This window comes from Nitrospira marina (assembly GCF_059568365.1).
In genome coordinates this window covers 1311105-1332207 of the sequence record NZ_JCANTH010000001.1, presented here as the reverse complement: position 1 = coordinate 1332207, position 21103 = coordinate 1311105, and the positions used below count along the sequence as shown (strand labels likewise).

At 55.1% G+C, this 21103-nt stretch carries 5 protein-coding genes; 3 read left to right on the top strand and 2 right to left on the bottom strand.

Annotated features, from left to right (window positions below; all coding sequences use genetic code 11):
• A complete protein-coding gene (locus LX98_RS05445; protein WP_496427930.1) occupies positions 1–858 on the bottom strand; it encodes an efflux RND transporter periplasmic adaptor subunit in 858 nt (285 codons plus the stop codon).
• A complete protein-coding gene (locus tag LX98_RS05440; protein ID WP_496427929.1) occupies positions 855–2714 on the bottom strand; it encodes a TolC family protein in 1860 nt (619 codons plus the stop codon). Before LX98_RS05440 ends, LX98_RS05445 begins: the two co-directional genes overlap by 4 nt.
• Positions 2715–3493: 779 nt before the next feature.
• Here LX98_RS05440 and LX98_RS05435 point away from each other — a divergent pair.
• The 3 genes from LX98_RS05435 (at position 3494) to LX98_RS05425 (ending at position 21054) form a co-directional block, all read left to right on the top strand.
• Positions 3494–11563 (top strand): DUF2341 domain-containing protein, encoded by an 8070-nt coding sequence (locus tag LX98_RS05435; RefSeq protein WP_496427928.1) that lies wholly within the window; start codon positions 3494–3496, stop codon positions 11561–11563.
• 582 nt (positions 11564–12145) lie between these two features.
• A complete protein-coding gene (locus tag LX98_RS05430; RefSeq protein ID WP_496427927.1) occupies positions 12146–18517 on the top strand; it encodes a DUF4347 domain-containing protein in 6372 nt (2123 codons plus the stop codon).
• Complete coding sequence (locus LX98_RS05425; RefSeq protein WP_496427926.1) at positions 18514–21054, top strand: ATP-binding protein; 2541 nt, start codon at positions 18514–18516, stop codon at positions 21052–21054. The genes LX98_RS05430 and LX98_RS05425 overlap by 4 nt, the downstream gene beginning before the upstream one ends.
• Positions 21055–21103 lie beyond the last annotated feature (49 nt).

Genomic DNA, 21103 nt, shown 5'->3' with positions numbered 1-21103 from the left:
TTAATGTTTGGCAGTCTGTTTACTTGTGGACGTCGGTGAGGCTGCAGGCTTCGTGCTTGGCGAAAATGTTGATTGAGTGGGAAACGTGCCTTCCGGAAATTTCGCGCTTCCACTCATACCGGCTAAGACACCTGTGGGATGTTTGTGAAATCGGCCAAAGACACGAATAGTTTGACTCACAGGATCAACACGAGGACCAATTTCCACCACTTCCGCCGAATAGTCCTTTTGCGTCTCATCGATACTAAATGAAAACGGACTGTTCTTGGCGATATACCGTAGCGAAGACGACGGGAGAATCAATTCAATATCCAGATCCTGATTACTGACAATACTCACCAGATCATCGTACGGATTCACACTTTCATAGGGGTGGACCAACGTTTTGACCACATGTCCGGCAAAAGGGGCAGGAATCCGGCAACCTTGAACAATTACTTGTGCTCTGGTGAGAACCGCCTGAGCCTTTTTTAATTCGGCCAGCGAAATGTCCACTTCCAACCGGCCAATCCCGTGAAGAGCGGCCAGCTCCTCGTTATTGATGACGGTCTTTTGCCTTGCATCCAAATCCGCTTGGGCGGCCGATAATTCCGCCCGGTATTTGGCACATTCAAATTCAACGAGGATATCTCCCATTTTAAATGCATCTCCGTCTCGAAACGGCATCCGCTTCACTAACGCCTGGATTTCACTGGCCAGCACCGCTTCAACGACAGGTTTCACGATGCCCCGAATCGTCTGAAGATCCGATGAGGGCATACTACTGCGTCCTCCACCTTTTGCCAGACTGACGCCTGAAGGCAGCATGATCAGACTCAGGACCAAACACAGAATAGTGATAGGGTGTCGATGTATCATGGATTAACTCTCTCTTGGGGTTGAGTGGTTGTCTCTTGGGATTGCGCCATAGTCTCTTGAGATTGGGCCTCAGGCTCTTGAGGTTGCCCGCCAGTCTCTTGGTGGTGGACCTCAGGCTCTTGAGATTGCGCGACAGTCTCTTGAGATTGGGCCTCAGGCTCTTGAGATTGGGCCTCAGGCTCTTGAGATTGCACGCCAGTCTCTTGAAGTTGGGCTTCAGGTTCTTGGAATAGCGCGTCAGCCTCTTGGGATTGCCCGACCGTATCTTGGGGTTGAAGCTCGGAGCCTTGCGATTGAGTGGTTGGCGCTTGAGTTTGAGCGTCAGTTGGATGAACCTGCGCAAGGACCTCGGGGCGTTCCAGCCATTCCCAACGTTCTTGCAAGGCCACGGCCAATTCTTCGACACCGTCTCCCGTGATATCCGTGGGGAAAGGATCTTCTCCAATCGCGGCTAACACATTGGCATAGGCCATTTCCAATTTGGCCAGTGCCGATTCATACCGTAATTCAGCTACCAGACCTTGCATTTTTTCCCGGATGACCAGGTGCTCACTGAGCCGGTTCAAGGACCAGGCACGTTGGACCTGTTCGGCAATGGCCATTTGAGTCTCGAGATAGCGCTTCCCCGTGGCCGCATCCTTCATGGCCGCATGATATTGCGCCACCGACACATGGACTTGACTCATCAGAGCCATCGTCAACGCCAGGCTTTGCATGTCCAACACCTTCTCCTGGGCGTCAATGACCTGCAAGCGGACAGGATGCCGGAACACATTCAACAGATTCCAGCTGACTTTGGCACCGTAATTCAGCCAATTATTATGAAACAGAAAATTGTTGCTATCGTAATTGCCTCCCATATACACATTAAGGTTGGGGAGCAATTCCAGGATGGCGGCTTTGGTTTCTTTGGCGTTAATGCGTTTTTGGTAGTCGACCTTTCGCAGTTCCGGACGATTCATGAGTGCCCGGTATTCCAAATCTTCCAGCTTCTCAGAGACCTTCGACACGAGGGGTGGATGGTCCGGCACCGCCAGTTCATAGGGCTCACCGGGATCCAGATTCATGAGTTCGGCCAGGTGAATTCTGGAAAGCGATAATTCCTGATACAGCTGTTGAATTTCCCGTTGCGCGCTCAGGAGTTCTCGTTCATATTGTAGTGAAGTGAGTGGATCGGCCAAGGCCCGCTCCCGGATCAGATGAACTTCACCCAGCGCTTGCGTCACCCAATCTTGAAGAAACGCCAGGCGACCCAACGCCCGTTCTGCTCCCACGGCCTTCCAAAAGGCTGCACGGACATCCTGAATAACCCGATTGGCAATGCGACGTTTATCCTCTTCGGCAATAAGCACGTCGTTGGCCGCCTGTTCCGCCCGGACATAAGACAGTCCGAAATCCAGCACATCCCAGCTTAGGGCTAAATTGGCCGTGAAAATATTCTTGTCAGAAGACGTGGAGGACACGAGAGATTGTTGCCCTGTTTCTAACGACCGGCTGCTCGCTCCCGCGAAGTTGCTGCGTCCATTATAGGCTGCATCAGCCACCACTTTTGGCAGCATATCGTAATGCGCCAGATCCAGCTGACGATGCGTGACCATTTCCTTTAACCCCTGCACCCGCGTTTCCAGATTATATTTCAACGCCCGCGCCATCGCTTCAAAGAGCGTAATGGGACGAGCCACGGGTTCTTGATATTGCGTGAGTTGTGCCAGGTCCTCCTGGACCCGCTGTTGAATTTCTTCCTGAGTGAGTGGAGTGGGCATAACGGCACAGCCGGATTCCAGCAGGACGAATCCCATCACCACCACACCGATCAGACTTTTTTGAATGTGAAACCCCATAGTTAAAAAATGCACGATCAGTCGCTACAATTTATTGGTGCACCGATCTCATGGCCCCCAGCACTTGTTTGCGGAACGTTACCACCCGCATGACTCCGCAGATCCGCATGTCAAATCTTCCGCAACTCAAGTCCGTCTTCCCCTATCGGCCTTTTGACCATTTTTTTTCACGATAGATATCGGAACTACCCCTTTGGGGCATTCCAGTTCTGTTTCTCGGTTTTTCTTTTGTCAAGATTAAATAGCGGGAATTTTTTGGTTATTAGATTTCTGTAAAATGGTGAAACAATACACAACAATTTCTCCCAACTTCCTATATCATCATCTATAGAAGGCCATCCCACTCCCAAAAAAAATTACATGTTTACCTCATTTTCCCCTCAAGTCTTGTTTTTCACTATTCTTATGAAGCAGATCCCATCCAATTTGTTGTTAACCAAGTACAAAACCCCATTTGAACAATCGCGCTCCTTCCTGCTGAACATCCCTTACATCCCCGACCGGAAGAAATGTCTATAGGCAAAATTTTCCATTTTTCATACAGAAAGCCAAACCAATGACCGAATAAGGAGACGGCGAAATCTCGGGCCAGGGGTATGTTTCAAAAGAGGCAACAAGATGTCAGATGTGCCATGGAATATCGGTTGTAATTATGTCTGATGGTGAAAGACGACAAGAAGAATTGCGACATCAGAGGAGGCGCGTGATATTAGGGGAACCACCACAAGCAGAACGAATACTTGCAACACGAAACGTCTGCGCCAGCACCCACCGGCAATTGGAATTGCATTGAAATGAAGACTCTGTTAGCGCTTGAACCCAGGATACTCTTTGATGGAGCCGCCCTTTCCACGGGGGCAGAAGTGGCTCAAGATCAGACCGCTCAAAATCAAACTATACCGGGTACCGATGGCCATGCAGACACCGATTCCGATGCCGTCATTGACGCCGACCTTGAAACGGGTTGGGCCGAGAGCTTCTCATTTGCCGCCCCCACTCCATCCGGTCGTCGGGAAATTGTCTTCATCGATACGAGGGTTGAGGATTACCAGACCCTCATAGAAGTGATCGATTCTGCCGCGACGGTTATTCTTTTGGATTCGACGCACGATGGTGTAGAACAAATTGCCGCAGTCTTGGCCGGACGCACGGACATTGAGGCCATCCATCTCATTGGGGAAGGCACCGAGGCGGAATTGCATTTGGGCGCGGCCTTTCTCACCAATGATTCGATCAGGGGTCACTATGCGGCGCTGTTCAGTCAGATTGGGCAGAGTTTGTCTGCCGACGCGGATCTCCTGATCTATGGCTGTAACTTTGGACGTGGTCAGGCCGGCCTATCCGCGATGCAAACCTTGGCCGAATTGACAGGGGCTGATATTGCCGCAAGCACGGACCGCACCGGACACGTGAGCGAATTTGCCAATTGGCAATTGGAAGTCTCCACCGGGTTTATTGAAACGTCGGTGGTCATCGGGCAAACGACCCAAGAGGCCTGGGAAGGCGTGTTGGCCACCTATACGGTGACCAACACGAATAATGCAGGCGCAGGATCATTCAGACAAGCCATCATCGATGCCAATGCCAATGCCGGTTCCGACAACATCCACTTCAACATTGCCGGTGCGGGCGTGCATACCATCAGTCCGACCTCGGCCTTACCAACCATTACCGGTGTGGTCACGATTGACGGTTACACACAGACCGGTTCCTCGGTCAATACGTTGTCGATCGGGAATGACGCGGTGTTGCAGATTGAACTCAATGGCACAAGCGCGGGTAGTACGAATGGACTCACTCTTGGCGCCGGCAGCGGTGGCAGCACGATTCGCGGACTGGTGATGAATCGATTTTCGAGCGACGGGATTCGAATCGCTGGTGTTAACAACAATACAATTGAAGGCAACTTCATCGGCACGGATGCGACGGGGACATTGGATCGGGGCAACGGTCTGGACGGTATCCGCATCGACAATGCCGCAAGCAACGTAATCGGCGGCACGACTGCCAGTGCTCGCAATCTGATTTCGGGAAATAACATCCACGGCATCCGAATTGTTGGAGTTTCTTCGACCAACAACACCGTCGCAGGAAGCTACATCGGCACCAATGCGGGCGGAACAGGGCCTATAGGGAATACCTATAACGGGATCTGGATCGCTTCGGGGGCCAGCAGCAACACCATCGGGGGTACCGCACCAGGGGCGGGCAACGTCATTTCCGGTAATACTGATACAGGCCTTGAAATTCAAGACAGTACGTCGACCGGCAATGTCGTGCAGGGCAACTTGATAGGTACCAATGCCGACGGCACCGGTGCCCTGGGCAATCTGGACGGAATCATCGTTGAAAATGCCCCCGGCAATACTATCGGTGGCGTTGTGACGGCTGCCCGAAACGTGGTCTCGGGAAACACGGCGGCCGGTGTGGTGATCTTCGGGACGAATGCTACCGGCACTCTCGTCCAAAACAACTTTATCGGGGCCGACATCACGGGGATGGCGGAATTGGGTAACGTTCTAAATGGTGTGCATATCAGCGATCAAGGGGATGGTGGTGGTCCGATTGGCGCGGCCAGCACGAGCACCATTCGGGACAATGTGATCTCAGGTAATAACGCCCATGGGATCTTGATCGAAAACGGTGCGAACAACAATCAGATTTTAGCAAATCTGATCGGCACTGCGGCCAATGGGATCGGGGCTTTGGGGAATAGTGGAAACGGGATTCTTGCCAGGAACAATGCCACAGACAACTTCATCGGCGGCATACTGGCAGGTGAAGGTAACGTAATCGCCTTTAACGCGGGTAGCGGTGTCGGCCTAACGGATAATGGGACCGATCGCATTACCATTCGTGGAAACCAGATTCACTCCAACACCGGTTTGGGCATTGACCTGAATGACGATAGCGTGACGTCCAATGACCCGGGCGACGGTGACAGCAATGAAAACAATTTCCAGAATTTTCCCGTCCTCTCCACCGCTATCGTCAGCGGCACAGATTTGACCGTGACCGGCACGTTGAACAGCACGGCCGGCACGTCTTTCAATATCGATTTTTACGCATCGACCATAGAAGATGGGAGCGGATACGGCGAGGCCGAGCGGTATCTTGGCTCGGCCAGCGTGAACACCGATGGAAGCGGCAATGCGACCATCAGCGAGGTCCTGATTGGTGTCGGAGTCGTGGCAAACGAATTCATTACGGCCACGGCCACGGATCCCGGCGGCAACACATCCGAATTCAGTTTGAATGTCACCGCCACTGGCAACACAACTCCGGCAGCCACACCCGACAGCTACACGATCGATGAAGACACTTCGCTGACGACTGAGCCGATCTGGTTTAACGAGGCGTGGCTCAGCAGACAGAAGTTGACATTCAACAACACCGCTCAGGCCGAAAACTTAACGGATTTTCCGGTGCTGGTCACCCTGAATGCCGGGAACATTGATTACACCAGGGTGCAGAACGCCGGGGAAGATCTCCGGTTTGTCGATCCCGATGGCACCGAGTTGGCCTACGAAATTGAAAGTTGGAATGAGTCGGGCACATCCTATGTCTGGGTCAAAGTGCCGCAAATCGATGCGTCGTCCGGCACCGATTACATTTGGATGTATTACGACAACGCCGGTGCCACCGACAACCAAAACGCGGCGGGTGTGTGGTCCAATAACTTCGAGGCCCTCTCACATCTTCACAATGATTTCATGGACTCAACCGGCAACGCCCACAATGGTATCAACAATGGCTCTCTGGACATCACCGGCACCATTGGTGACGGACAATCGTTCGATGGCGTCGATGACCGGATTGACATTTCGTCCGGAGCCGGCATTGACAACCTCTTTACGGGTGGAGCCACGGTGTCCGCTTGGATTAACCCCAGCGGCTGGGGCGAGGGAGGCTTTGGCCGGATATTGGATAAGGGTAATGCCGTCGCCGTCACAAGCGGTTGGGCGCTCCAGGTTGAAAATACCGGCAATCGACTGATCTTTGAACTCGGATTTTCGGGCAACACGGGACGGTGGCGGTCATCCATCAATTCAATCTCGTTAGGCTCATGGCAACATGTCACGGTGGCCTATGATAGCAGTTCGGCCGCAAACGATCCGACGATCTATGTGAACGGCGTGGCCCTTGGACTTACGGAATCGAGCACACCGAGCGGAACAGCCAATTCCGATGCGGGGCTTGATCTGGCGATCGGCAATCGATCCGGTTCAACGGACCGCACGTTCCAGGGGATACTGGACGAAACGCGGATTGAAACTGCAATTCGTTCCGCCGATTGGATCAAGGCACAATATCTCTCGATGAACGGTGCCTACGTCACGTTCGGCACGGGGGAAGGTCCAGGCGGTGTGCTGGCCAATGACACCGACGCAGATGGTGATCCGTTGACGGCCATCCAGGTAAGCGCCGATCCCGCCAACGCCCAATCCTTCACCTTCAATGCGGATGGTTCTTTCTCCTACACGCCGGTGGCAAATTTCACCGGCGTCGACACATTTACTTATAAAGTGAACGATGGCACCGCCGACGGGAATACGGTCGTGGTCACGATTAACGTCACTCCCGTGAACGATCCTCCCCTTGTTGCCACCAACACGGGAACCACGGTGAGTGAAGCCTCCTCGGGCAATATCATCACCACGGCGATGCTCAACGAAGGCGATCCTGATGATGCCGGCACCGGTCTGACCTATACGGTGACCGCCGTCACGACCAACGGCACCCTACGACTCTCCGGCACGCCACTGGGCCTGAACGACACGTTCACACAGGACGACATCGATACCAATCGTGTGACCTACGACCACAACGGCAGTGAGACCACGACCGACTCTTTCAGCTTCTCCCTGGCTGACGGCGGTGAGGGCGGTGCCACACCTGCGACCGGGGTGTTTTCCATCACGATCACTCCCGCGAACGACCAGCCGGTATTCAACGGTCTGGATAATACGCCGACCTTCACCGAAGGTGGCGCGGCGGTGGTGCTCGACAACAATGCCACCATTGCCGATCCGGAACTGGATGCCGCCAATAACTATAGCGGCGCCACGCTCACGTTGATCCGCAACGGCGGCGCCAACGGCGACGATGTGTTTGCCCACACCGGCACCCTGAATGCCTTGACGGAAAGCGGCAGCCTGGTCGTCGGCGGCACCACCATCGGGACGGTCACCACCAACAGTGGCGGGACCCTCGTCTTGACCTTCAATGGGAATGCCACCACGGCCCGCGTCAATAGCACCCTGCAGCAAATCACCTATGCCAATAGCAGCGGCGCGCCCCCCGCCACGGTCCAGATCGACTTCACGATCAACGATGGCAACTCCGGGGGCCAGGGTAGCGGCGGCGCGCTGAACGATACGGGGTCCATCACGGTCACCATTACTCCTACCAATGATCCCTCAACTATAGATCTGGATGCCAACGACAGCTCCGGCGCGACCGGCAACGACTATGCGGTCACGTTCGCCGAGGGCAGCGGCCCCATCGGGATTGCCGACAGCGACACGGATTTAGTCGACCCGGACAGCACCACGTTCACGTATGTGAAACTGGCCGTGAGCGGCCTGCTGGACGGCAATGCCGAGACTCTCCTACTCGATGGCGACACCTTTGCGTTGGCAACCGCGGTGGCCGGTCAGAACACTACCGGCGGAAACTATCACGTAGTGCTCGCCACCGGTGCCGGAACCGCCACCCTGACCATCACCAAACAAGGCGGCGGGAACTTCAGCGAGGTGGAAACCGAAACCCTGATCCAGGCCGTAGAATATCAGCATACCGATACAAATGCGCCCACCGACGGCAATCGGCTCATCGACGTCATCGTCAACGACGGCACTGCCGACAGTGCCGCCGCGCGAACGACGATCAACGTCAATCCCGTCAACGACCCACCGACGGCGACGATCATCGCCGCATCCTTCGGCGTGAACGAAGATGATGCGTATAGACTCATGGCAGGCGTGAGCGTTGCAGACAGCGATGCCGGAACCAATAACTTGTCCGTCACCTTGTCGGTGAACGACGGTCTCTTGAGACTGGTGACGACAACAGGTCTCACGTTCGTCAGCGGCACCAACGATAGCGCAACGATGACCGTGACCGGAACAGTTACTGATCTTAATAATGCCTTGGGCACGCTCAGATACCAGCCTGACCCTGATTTTGCCGGGACGGATCTGTTGACCCTGATGGTCGATGATCTGGGCAACACGGGTGGCGGCTCATTCACGGCCATGGATACGGCAAATATTGTCGTGGCCCCCATCAACGACCCTCCGTCTTTCACCGGTCTGGACCAAACCCCCACCTTCGTGCAAGGTGGCCCGGCGGTGGTGCTCGACAACAATGCCACCATCGCCGACCCCGAACTGGATGCCGCCAATAATTACAATGGTGCCACACTGACTTTGGTTCGCAACGGCGGGGCCAATGCTGATGACCTCTTTAACGGCAGCGGCACACTCCTTCCCCTGGTCGAAAGCGGGAACCTGGTAGTCGGCGGCACCACCATCGGGACGGTCACCACCAACAGCAATGGGACACTCATCTTGACCTTCAATGGGAATGCCACGACCGCCCGGGTCAATAGCACCCTGCAGCAAATCACCTATGCCAATAGCAACGGCGCGCCCCCCGCCACCGTCCAGATCGACTTCACGATCAACGATGGTAATGCGGGCAGCCAGGGTAGCGGCGGCGCGCTCAACGATACCGGCTCGATCACCGTCACCATCAATGCAACGAACATTCCTCCCGTGGCCGTGGCCGATGGCTTTACCGTCACTCAAGGCTCGACCGCGATCCTGAACCTGGCCGGAAATGATACCGATGTGGATGACGGCCTCGATCTGACCAGCATCACCATTGTCTCCGGGCCTACTAACGGCACCATCGATAGCATCAATCCCGATGGGACGGTGACGTACACACACAATGGGTCGGCCACGGTCACGGACAGTTTTACCTACACCATCAATGATCTGGCCGCCGCCACCTCGAACACCGTCACCGTGAGCCTGGTGGTGAATCTGCTGAATATGCCACCCGTCGCTCTGGCCGATAGCTTTACCGTCAACGAGGGCTCCACGAACACCTTGAACCTTGCCGGCAATGATCTCGATGTCGATGACGGCTTGGACCTGACGAGTATCACCATTGTCGCCGGGCCTACCAACGGTACCATCGCCAGCATTAATCCCGATGGGACCGTGGTGTACACCCACAATGGCTCCGAAACCCTCAGCGACAGTTTCACGTACACGATCCGGGATCAGAGCGGAGCGACGTCCAACACCGTGACTGTGAGCCTGAATGTGACGCCGATCAATAATTCGCCGATACTCAGAAACGTGCCGGTGGCGCTGAATCCGGGAACCGAAGATAACGGTCCGCCGGTGGGAGCCGTCGGTACGCTGGTTTCAAGCCTCGTGGATTTGGACACGATACCCGGCGGACACGACAACGTCACCGATCCGGATCCCGGCGCACTAACCGGGATGGCCGTGACTCAGGTCGACGAAATGAATGGCGCGTGGTTCTACAGTACGGATAACGGGGTGAACTGGTTGTCGCTAAGCGGGGTCAATCCCAACGCGGCGCGTCTGTTAGCCGCAGATGGGGCAACCCGTGTCTATTTTCAGCCGAATCCTGACTATTTTGGGACGGTCTTATCCGGGATTACCTTTCGCGCATGGGATCAGGTCAATGGGAGCAACGGGGCAATTGGCGATACAACACCCCCTGGAGGAACGTCAGGGTTCAGCACGGCCCAGGCCCGCGCCGCTATCACGATCAATCCCGTTGGCGATCCCCCCATCATCACCTCGAATGGCGGGGGCGCCACCGCTAATGTGACCGTTCTTGAGGGGAGCACGGTGGTGACCGATGTGAATGCCAGCGATGCCGACGGGGATCTTCTGACCTATAGCATTATTGGTGGAGCCGATGCGGCGCTCTTTCGAATCGACCCCTCGACCGGTGTCCTCACTTTCAGCACAGCGCCCGACTTCCAAACCCCGGGCGATGTGGGAGCAGACAATGTCTATGACGTGATCGTCCAGGCCTCCGACGGTACCGCCGTCGATACACAGGCCATTGCCATCACCGTAACTAACGTCCCACCAACCCTATTTACCCCGCCTCCGGCGTCCTCTCCTACACCCACACCGGATCCCCCGCCGAGAGAATCCGGCGACGACACCATGGAGAATCAGTCACCGGGCAATGGGGGCAGTATTGATTCCAGCTCGCCCGGACAAATCACTCACGGCGGCCAGGGTTTCACAACCACTGGTGCCAGAGAGGCAGATACGGCTAATACTCCGGGACAACACGATTTGTCCGCTAAGCCAAAAATTGGAGAACGGACCGGTACCGTAGAGATGATGAGTGACATAATGGGGTTTCTCCAGAAGCCCTTTGACATCACAGCTCTGAAGAGTGAAATCCGGTCATTGCTGCACCGATCAGGATTCCTTCAAGACCTGGATCGCGTCCGCGAGGAGGTTCAGGAATTCTCGGCCACCGAAAAAACCTATGTGGCCTCCAGCATTGCGGTGTCCACCGGGCTGTCGATCGGTTATGTCGTCTGGCTCCTTCGCAGTGGGGTGCTGTTGACCGCCCTGCTCTCCTCCGTACCTGCCTGGCAGTTTGTGAATCCGCTGTTGGTGCTCGATTCGGCTGCAAGGAAGAAGCGTCAAAAGGGTCAGAAGGATGTGAAAGACGATTCGGTTGAGTTCCTGTTTGAGAAATCAGCGGCGTCTACCGGGATAGTTGAGGAGAAGACCGTGGATCGCGCCAGGCATCCTCGAGCCCGGTGGTTCCAGCGAAACAGACCATAAACATCTTTTCGAAAAATCTTGCCTAAGTTTTTTAGGTTTGCCGTCTTCCAGGTTACCTAGTGAATTCTTTTTTTCATGAGGTTTCTATCCGGAAGTTGAACAACCTCCAATAACTTTCATGACCATCTACCCATGTCACCAAATCTGAACTGAACCCCCCCACGATATTTCAAGGGCAACTCCCTCCATTTTTGACACGTTGAGTCAAAAAGGCTCCTCCAAGCCGTCGGTTGAAAATCACAAACCCGATTCAGCTCGCTCAATCTGCCCTCTCGTTTTCTCCGGAGTCCTCCAATTCTTGAATGAGGAAAAATAGGGGAATGGGAAAATTTTTCCTGATGACGTCCAGTAATCATATAAATGGCCGAAAAGAAAGGGAAAGTCTTCATCTCTTTTTTGGGGAACAGAGAACAAATAGGGAGACAGGATGAGCCAGGCAAAATTTGCCGTTCTTACCGTAAAACGTCAATCCAACGACCAAACGACGTTGAACTTTTCAATTGAACAAGGATCACAAAGACCCATGGATTTGGAACCACACATCTTGGCGACCACGCACACGGGGTGGAGGCGGCCAAGGGCATGAAAACACTATTAGCTCTCGAACCAAGAATTCTCTTTGATGGAGCCGCCCTTTCCACGGGGGCAGAAGTGGCCCAAGATCAGACCGCTCAAAATCAAACGATGCCGGGTACCGATGGTCATGCAGAGACCAATTCCGATGCCGTCATGGCCGCTGACCGTGAGGCCGATTGGGCCGACAGCTTTTCACTTGCCGCACCCACTCCTTCCGGTCGTCGGGAAATTGTCTTCATTGATACGCGGGTTGAGGATTACCAGACCCTGATGAACGGTATCCATCCTAGCGCAGAAGTCATTCTTCTGGATGCGGGGCGGGACGGACTTGAACAAATTGCCCAGGTACTCAAGGGTCAGAGTGCTGTGGATGCCATTCATCTCATTGGAGAAGGCACCGAAGCGGAACTGCATTTAGGCACGGCCTTTCTCACCAATGATTCGATCAGCAATCATTATGCGGCGCTGTTGAGTCAGATCGGGCAGAGTCTGTCTGCCGATGCCGATCTGTTGATCTATGGCTGTACCTTTGGACGCGGTCAGGCCGGCTTCTCTGCGATCCAAACCCTAGCCGAACTGACAGGCGCTGATATTGCCGCGAGCACGGACCGGACCGGGCACGTCAGCGAATATGCCAACTGGGAATTGGAAGTGGCAATCGGGTTTATTGAAACGTCGGTCGTCATTGGCGAAGCCACCCAAGAAGCCTGGGAGGGTGTCCTCGCCACCTTTACCGTCACCAATACGAATGACGCCGGAGCAGGGTCACTGCGTCAGGCCATCATCGACGCCAATGCCGCACCCGGAACTGACACGATTATTATTCCGACCGGCACGTATGTCTTAACCACAGGAAAGCTGGATATTGATGACAGTGTGATCATCACCGGAGCGGGCGCGGATACCACCATCATCGATGGCAACGCGAATGAACGGGTGTTTGAAACTAAGGGCAGCATTACAGTAACAATGAGCGGCCTGACTATTCAAAACGGCCGGGAAAGTGGTGGAGCGGGAGTCTTGGTTGATGGCTCCAGCATCCTGAATCTCAGCGACGCCCGATTGACGAATAACGACGGTATAGGTGGCGACGGCGGCGCCTTTCACGTGCATGGCACGCTGAATCTTAACCGAGTCCTCATTGACAATAACCAGGCCAATAAAGGCGCGGGAATCTATTTTCACGGGGCCGATGGGGGCACCCTGACCAACGTCACGATCAGCGGCAACACCGCGACCAACGAAGGGGGCGGAATATATACAGAAAATCCAATCACGATTATGAATTCCACGATCGCGTTTAATACGGCACCTGTTGGCGGTGGCGTATATGATAAGGATGGCCTGGAAATCACGATCACCAATTCCATTCTCCATAATCCAGGATCACCCAACAGCTTTGGCACGTTAATCTCGGGTGGAAATAATATTGATAGCGACGGCACGGCGGGATTGGGAGATCCGTTGGATGGCGTCGATCCCATGCTCGGGGCTCTACTTCCTAACGGCGGCCCCACAGATACCCACGCGTTGCTGGCCGGCAGTCCTGCCCTTAACTCGGGCACGACATCCGGTGCACCTGCCGTCGATCAGCGGGGATTGACCCGTGATGCCGCACCGGACATCGGCGCGTACGAATATAAGTCCTCCGCCTTTGTCTCCAAGAGTGAATTCATGGTCAACGCTCCTTCAGGAGACAACGAAATGACAAGCGGCCCGCTACGCGGGGCCGAGCGCGCCGTCGATATCGCACCCAACGGCGATTACGTGGTGGTGTGGACGAACGGCACGTCCAACGACAAAGTGTATGCCAAAGTCTTAGACGCCAGCGGCAACCAGAAGGTCGCACAATTTCAAGTCAATATCGGTGGTGGGACCAACAATTGGACAGATGTTGCCGTAGACGACAGCGGGAATTTCGTCGTCACCTGGACTCAAGGGGACGATGTGTTCATGCGCCGCTTTCTGGCCAATGGCACCGCCGTCGACGCTGGAGACGTGTTGGTCAACACCGGCACTGCCAACACTCAGCAAAACCCGTCCGTGAACATGAACGGTACCGGGGATTTCGTGATCGCCTGGGAAGGCGATGGTGGGGGCAACGAAGGCATCTTCGTGCGACAGGGCAGCTTTGGGGGAGGGTTAGTCGGCAGTGATATCATTGTAAACACCGCCGCAGCCGCTAAGGATCCGTCTGTGGGGATTGACGATTCGGGAAACTTTGTCGTCGTGTGGGATAACGGGTCAGACGTGTTCTTTCAGCTCTACAACAACGCGGGTGTTTCACAAACCAGCGGCCAGGTGGACATTGCACTTCAATCAAATGCCGGAGGTGCCGCGGTCGAAATGAGCGGCGATGGCCGGTTCACCGTGGCCTATCGGGCCACGGTCTTGAATGTAGATGTGTATGTCCGGCAGTTTGACGCCACTGGAAACCCTCTCTTTCTCCCACGACTCGCCAATACGTCCATCCTTGGCACGCAGACCAGCCCCTCGATCACCATGGATAATATTGGTGAATTCATCGTCGTGTGGGAAGGAGCCGGCAGTCAGCTTGGGCAGAATGACGCGGCCGGTGTTTTCGGCCAGAAGTTTAACGCCAGCGGGCAAAAAATCGGGTTCGAGTTCCTGATCAACCAAACCACTGCCAATGTGCAGGACCGTGCCTCCGTGGCCATGCTTGACCGCGACAACTTCGTGGCCGTGTGGACGGGCAGCGACGGGGCTCAAACCGACATTTTCGCACGGCAGTACGGGGCCACGACTTCGCCGACATTAGATCTGGATGCGAACGATAGCAGCGGGGCCACGGGTAACGACTATATGTTTACATTTACCGAGGGCAACGGTCCCACGGCGATTGCTGATTCCGATACGAATTTGGCGGACGTGGACAGCACCACCTTCTCCTATGTGACCTTGTCCGTCAGTGGTCTGTTGGACGGGAACAGTGAAGTCCTGATACTCGACGGCGACACGTTCGCTTTAGCTACCGACGCGCCCGGCCAGGACACCAGCGGCGGAAATTACCATGTTCGCGTGTCGACAGGCGCCGGCACGGCAATCGTCACGATCATCAAACAGAGCGGCGGAACATTTAGTGAAGTCGAGGCGGAAACGTTGATTAAAGCGATTCAATATCAGCACACAGATACCTCAAACCCTACCGATGGGGACCGGCTGATCGAGGTGCGAGTCAACGATGGCACCACCGACAGTGCGGCAGCTCGCACGACTATTAACGTGGATCCCGTCAACGATCCTCCGGTTCTCACAACCAACAATCCTCTGACGGTTCCGGAGGAGTCTACCAGAACGATTACGAACGCCTTTCTGTCAGCGACGGATGTGGACAACACTTCGACTCAACTCGTCTACACGCTCACACAATTGCCCGGCGGAACCGGTGAAGTTCGGCTAAACGGAAGTCCACTCGGGCTGGGAGGGACTTTCACACAGGACGACATCGACAACAACCGCGTTACCTTCAGATTTACCGATGATGACGAATCCAGTGCGACCACCTTTCAATTCACCTTGAGCGATGGGACGTTTACATCAACGAATATTACCTTTTCGATCAATGGCCAACCCCTTAACGACCCTCCGGCATTCGGTGGGTTGGACAATAGCCCTACTTATACGGAAGACGGGGCAGCCGTGGTGCTCGACAACAACGCGACCATTACCGATCCTGAATTGGATGCTGCCAATAATTATAACGGAGCCACGCTGACACTGGTTCGCAATGGCGGCGCCAATGCCGATGATGTGTTTAGCAACAGCGGCACACTTAATCCTTTGGTACAAGGAGGCATATTACGAGTCGGCGCCACGACCATCGGCACTGTCACCACCAACAGCGGGGGCACGCTGGTTTTGACCTTCAACGGTAATGCCACCACGGCCTTGGTCAACAGCGCCTTGCAGCAGATCACTTATTCCAACAGCAGCGATACTCCTCCCGCCAATGTCCAGATCGACTATACGGTCAACGACGGCAATACAGGCGGACAAGGCACCGGCGGTGCCCGGAGCGATACAGGCGCCATTACCGTCACCATTATTCCTAACAATGATCTTCCATCAATAGATCTGGACGCCGACGACAGTTCCGGCGCCACAGTCAACGACTATGCTCTCACCTTTACTGAAGGCGCCAGTCCGATCGGCATCGCCGATAGTGATACGGATCTGTTGGATCCGGATAGCACCACATTCGCCTATGTGAAACTGGGCGTGAGCGGTCTGCTGGACGGCAATGCCGAGACACTCGTGCTCGACGGAAACACCTTTACTCTGGCGACCGCCGTGGCCGGACAGGACACCACCGGCGGGAACTATCATGTCATGATTGCCACCGGGGCCGGAACAGCCACTGTCACGATAACCAAACAAGGCGGCGGGACGTTTACAGAGGTCGAGACGGAAACGTTGATCAAGGCGATTCAGTACCAGCACACGGATACGAACGCTCCCACCGATGGGGACCGATTAATCGACGTGTATGTCAATGACGGCACGGCAGACAGTGCGGCAGCCCGTACGACGATCAACGTCAATCCCGTCAACGATCCGCCCGCATTTAGTGGCTTGGACAATACGCCCACCTTTATCGAAGGCGGTGCGGCGGTGGTGCTCGACAACAATGCCACGATCGCCGATACCGAACTGGATGCCGCCAATAACTACAACGGAGCCACGCTCACTCTGGCCCGCAATAGTGGCGCAAACGCCGATGACGTGTTCAATGGCAGCGGCACGCTTCTTCCAATGGTGGAAAGCGGCAACCTGATGGTAGGCGTGACTACCATCGGCACCGTTACCACCAACAGCGGTGGCACATTGGTGCTTACCTTCAATAACAACGCTACCACGATGTTGGTCAACAGTGCATTGCAGCAGATCTCCTATGCCAATAACAGCAGTAACCCACCAGCTAACATACAGATCGATTACACCTTCTTTGATGGTAACACGGGCAGCCAGGGCACCGGTGGCGCGCTCAACGATACCGGATCCATCACCGTGAACATCACCACCGTTAATAATCCTCCAATCGCCTTTCCCGACAGCCTTGTTGTAAACGAGGGCTCATCCACTACCCTGAATCTGGCCGGGAATGATCTCGATCTCGATGACGGCCTCGATCTGACCAGTATCACTATTGTCTCCGGTCCGACGAACGGCACCATCACGAGGGTAAATGCCAATGGAACAGTGGATTACACGCATGATGGCTCGGAAACCCTCACGGATAGCTTCACGTATACGATCCGTGATCTAGCCGGTGCTATCTCGAACACCGTCACGGTGAGCTTGACCGTCATTCCGGTCAACGATGCGCCGATCATTACTTCAAATGGGGGCGGTGCCACCGCCAATATTTCGGTCATCACCGGCACCACCGGCGTCACCGATGTCGATGCCATCGATGCCGAAGGCGCGACACCGATCTATAGCATCGTTGGGGGTGCCGATGCGGCGCTGTTTAGCATCGACCCGACCACCGGGGTCCTCACTTTCATCACGGCCCCTGATTTCCGAACCCCGGGCGATGCGGGTGGCGACAACATCTATGACGTGATCGTCCAGGCCTCCGACGGCACTGCCGTCGATACGCAGGCCATTGCCGTCACGGTTACCCAAGCCAATGTTCCGCCGCAAATTTTCATTCCACCGCCGTCGGATCCTTCGCCTTCATCAGATCCTTCCCCGAGAGATGCCGGTGAAGACACTTCGGAGGACCAGGCGCCGGGCAATGGGGGCAGTCTTGATCCCGGCTCACCAGGGAATATCCCTGACGGCGGCCAGGGCTCCACAATCACTGGTACCAAAAATTCGGTGATGGAGAATACGCAGGGACGACAGGAATTGCCGGCTAAGCAAGAGGATGGAGAACGCACGGGCCTTGTGGGGATAGTGAGTGATATGTGGAGTGTGCTCAAGAAGCCCCTTGATATCACAGCCTTCAAGGAGGAAATCCGGTCATTGCTGCACCGATCAGGATTCCTTCAGGACCTGGATCGCGTTCGCGACGATGTTCAGGAGGTGGCCGCCACCGAACAAACCTATTTGGCCTCCAGCATTGCGGTCTCCACCGGGTTGTCGATCGGTTATGTCGTCTGGCTCCTGCGTAGTGGGGTGCTATTGACGGCCCTGCTTTCATCGGTACCGGCCTGGCAGTTTGTGAACCCCCTGTTGGTGCTCGATGCCGCGGGGAAGAAGAAACGACAACGGGGGAAGAAAGGCGTGGACGGCGATTCAGTAGAATCCCTGTTTGAGAAACCCACCATATCTGCCGAGATAGGTGAGAAGAAGACCGGGGCCCCCGCTAAGGCTCTTCGATCCCGTTGGTTCAATTGGAATAAGGGATGAACATTCTTTCGACAAAATCTCGTCTGGCCTTCGGCCAGGTCAGTCTCCTTATCAGTGTGTTACTGACAGCGAGTTTGTTTGGCTTGATGCCGGATCGAACCGGAGCGGTTCGCCAGGGACGTGCGGCCTTGGCCGAGTCCATTGCTGCCAATAGCACGATCCTGATTACCCAGGATGATGTCGATCGCCTGGAGGGGATTTTGCAGTTGGTCGTGGACCGTAACCCAGACCTGTTGTCTGCCGGATTGCGAACTGAAGCGGATGATTGGCTTGTCACGATAGGTGACCATGAGAACCATTGGCGGGACGACAATTCGGACTATTCTTCTAATACCCAGGTGACGGTCGCGATCTGGGAAGGGGAAGACAAATGGGGTCAAGTCGAACTTCGATTCACACCGTTAAGTGACGACGGCTGGATAGGGTTTATCACCGGGCAACAGACACAACTTCTGCTGTTCGTGGCTCTGATGTGTTTCATCGGCTTTTATCTGTATTTGGGAAAAATGTTGAAGCAACTCGATCCTTCACAGGCTGTTCCTGAGCGTGTGCGATCCGCTCTGGATACGATGGCAGAAGGGCTCCTGGTGCTCGATAACAAAGGGCAAATCATGCTGGCCAATCGGGCCTTCGCCACGTTGTTAACCAAGACGCCTGAGGCGCTCTTGGGTCAGGCGGTCGGAGCGTTTCCGTGGTCGGACATCGAAGGCCATCCGTTGGGACCGGGGACACACCCCTGGCATATCGCATTGAATTCGGGAGAGGCTCAAAAGAACGAACGCGTCCGATTGACTCTGCCCGACGGCACACGGCTGACGTTTATGATTAACTGCTCCCCTATCCTTGGCAGCGGCGCGAAAAATGTGGGGGTCCTGGTCAGCTTTGACGACGTCACGCAATTGGAAGAAGCGGAAATCGAGTTACTGAAGTCCAAAGAAGAGGCCGTTGCGGCCAATCAGGCCAAAAGCGCTTTCCTGGCCAATATGAGTCATGAGATCCGCACACCGATGAATGCCATACTGGGTTTCACAGAACTGATTAAACGGGGTTACGGGCGTGACTCGGTTGAAACCCGTAAACACCTCGAGATCATCCATTCCAGTGGGAAACATTTGCTTGACCTCATTAACGATATTCTGGATCTCTCGAAGGTCGAGTCCGGGCGTCTGGAGATCGAACGGGTACGATTCAATCCCTATCTCGTGATCATGGATGTCGTCAGAGTCCTGGGTGTGAGGGCACACGAGAAGGGCATCGAACTTGAACTCAAGATACCTGATGACGTCCCGGAGACCATAATCGGCGATCCGGGCCGGATTCGCCAGATCATCACCAACCTCGTGGGGAACGCGGTGAAATTCACTGAGCGCGGCGCGGTCACGGTGACCGCGCACGCCAAGCAGGTTGCCGGAGAGCTGATCCAATTTCATATCGATGTCGCAGATACCGGGATTGGAATGAATGTGGAGGCCACTCAGCGAATTTTTGAAGATTTTGTCCAGGCCGATGCGTCGGTGACCCGAAAGTTTGGAGGAACCGGCCTTGGATTAGCTATCAGCCGCAAGTTCGCACGCGCCCTGGGTGGGGATATTACAGTGGAAAGTCAGCCGGGAGTCGGCAGTGTATTCAAGATCACACTGGATGCCGGCAGTGCGGTGGAGGTGGCCTGGGTCACACCCGAGCAGGCCTTATCGATCGACGAATCGAGCAGGATGCAGGAACACACCAACTGGGTCTTTCCATCGGCCAGGATCCTGGTCGTAGACGATGGCCCGGAAAACCGCGAATTCGTAAAGGTGGTCCTGGAGGGTTATGGTCTGAGCATCGACGAAGCGGGAAATGGTCTGACAGGAGTGGAAATGGCTATGGCCGGCGAATATGACATCATTCTCATGGACATGCAGATGCCTGAGATGGACGGGCTCACTGCCACTCGCACGTTACGCGACAGAGGCCTGCAGATCCCCATCATTTCGCTCACCGCCAACGCCATGAAAGGCTTCGAGCAAGAGTTATTTAATGCCGGGTTTTCCGACTATCTCACCAAACCTATCGACATCGACCGGTTCCTCGCTAAATTGGCTCAATTCCTCCATGGTCAACCAGTCGGTGAATCATCCAGACAATCTGTCCTCCCGGAGTCCTCGCACCATCAAGCCTCACAGATTGAGGATTCCTCACCCATCGTTTCCAAGCTAGGGTCAGCCAACCCGAAATTTGCCAACGTAATTGCCCGTTTTGTGGGTCGCCTGGGCGAACAACTGCAGGCAATGGATGCCGCCTATTCGAATCGGGATATGGAGACCCTGGCCAAGCTGGCCCATTGGCTGAAGGGTGCGGGTGGGACTGTGGGGTTCGATATGCTGAACAAGCCGGCTGCTGAGCTTGAGGCCGCGGCCAAGGCAGCCGATCTGGCAATCATCGAACAGCACCTTCACCGCATTCACCTTCTGGCGACGCGAATAGCTCATGGAGCTCAAGGCACTCCAGAGCCCGTGGCAATGGGAGTGCCCTCTGCATCCAAGTCTGTCGGGTAGAGCCTCGGCAGACCCTTCCCACGTCGGGGGCTGCCCCGGCTGACCTTCC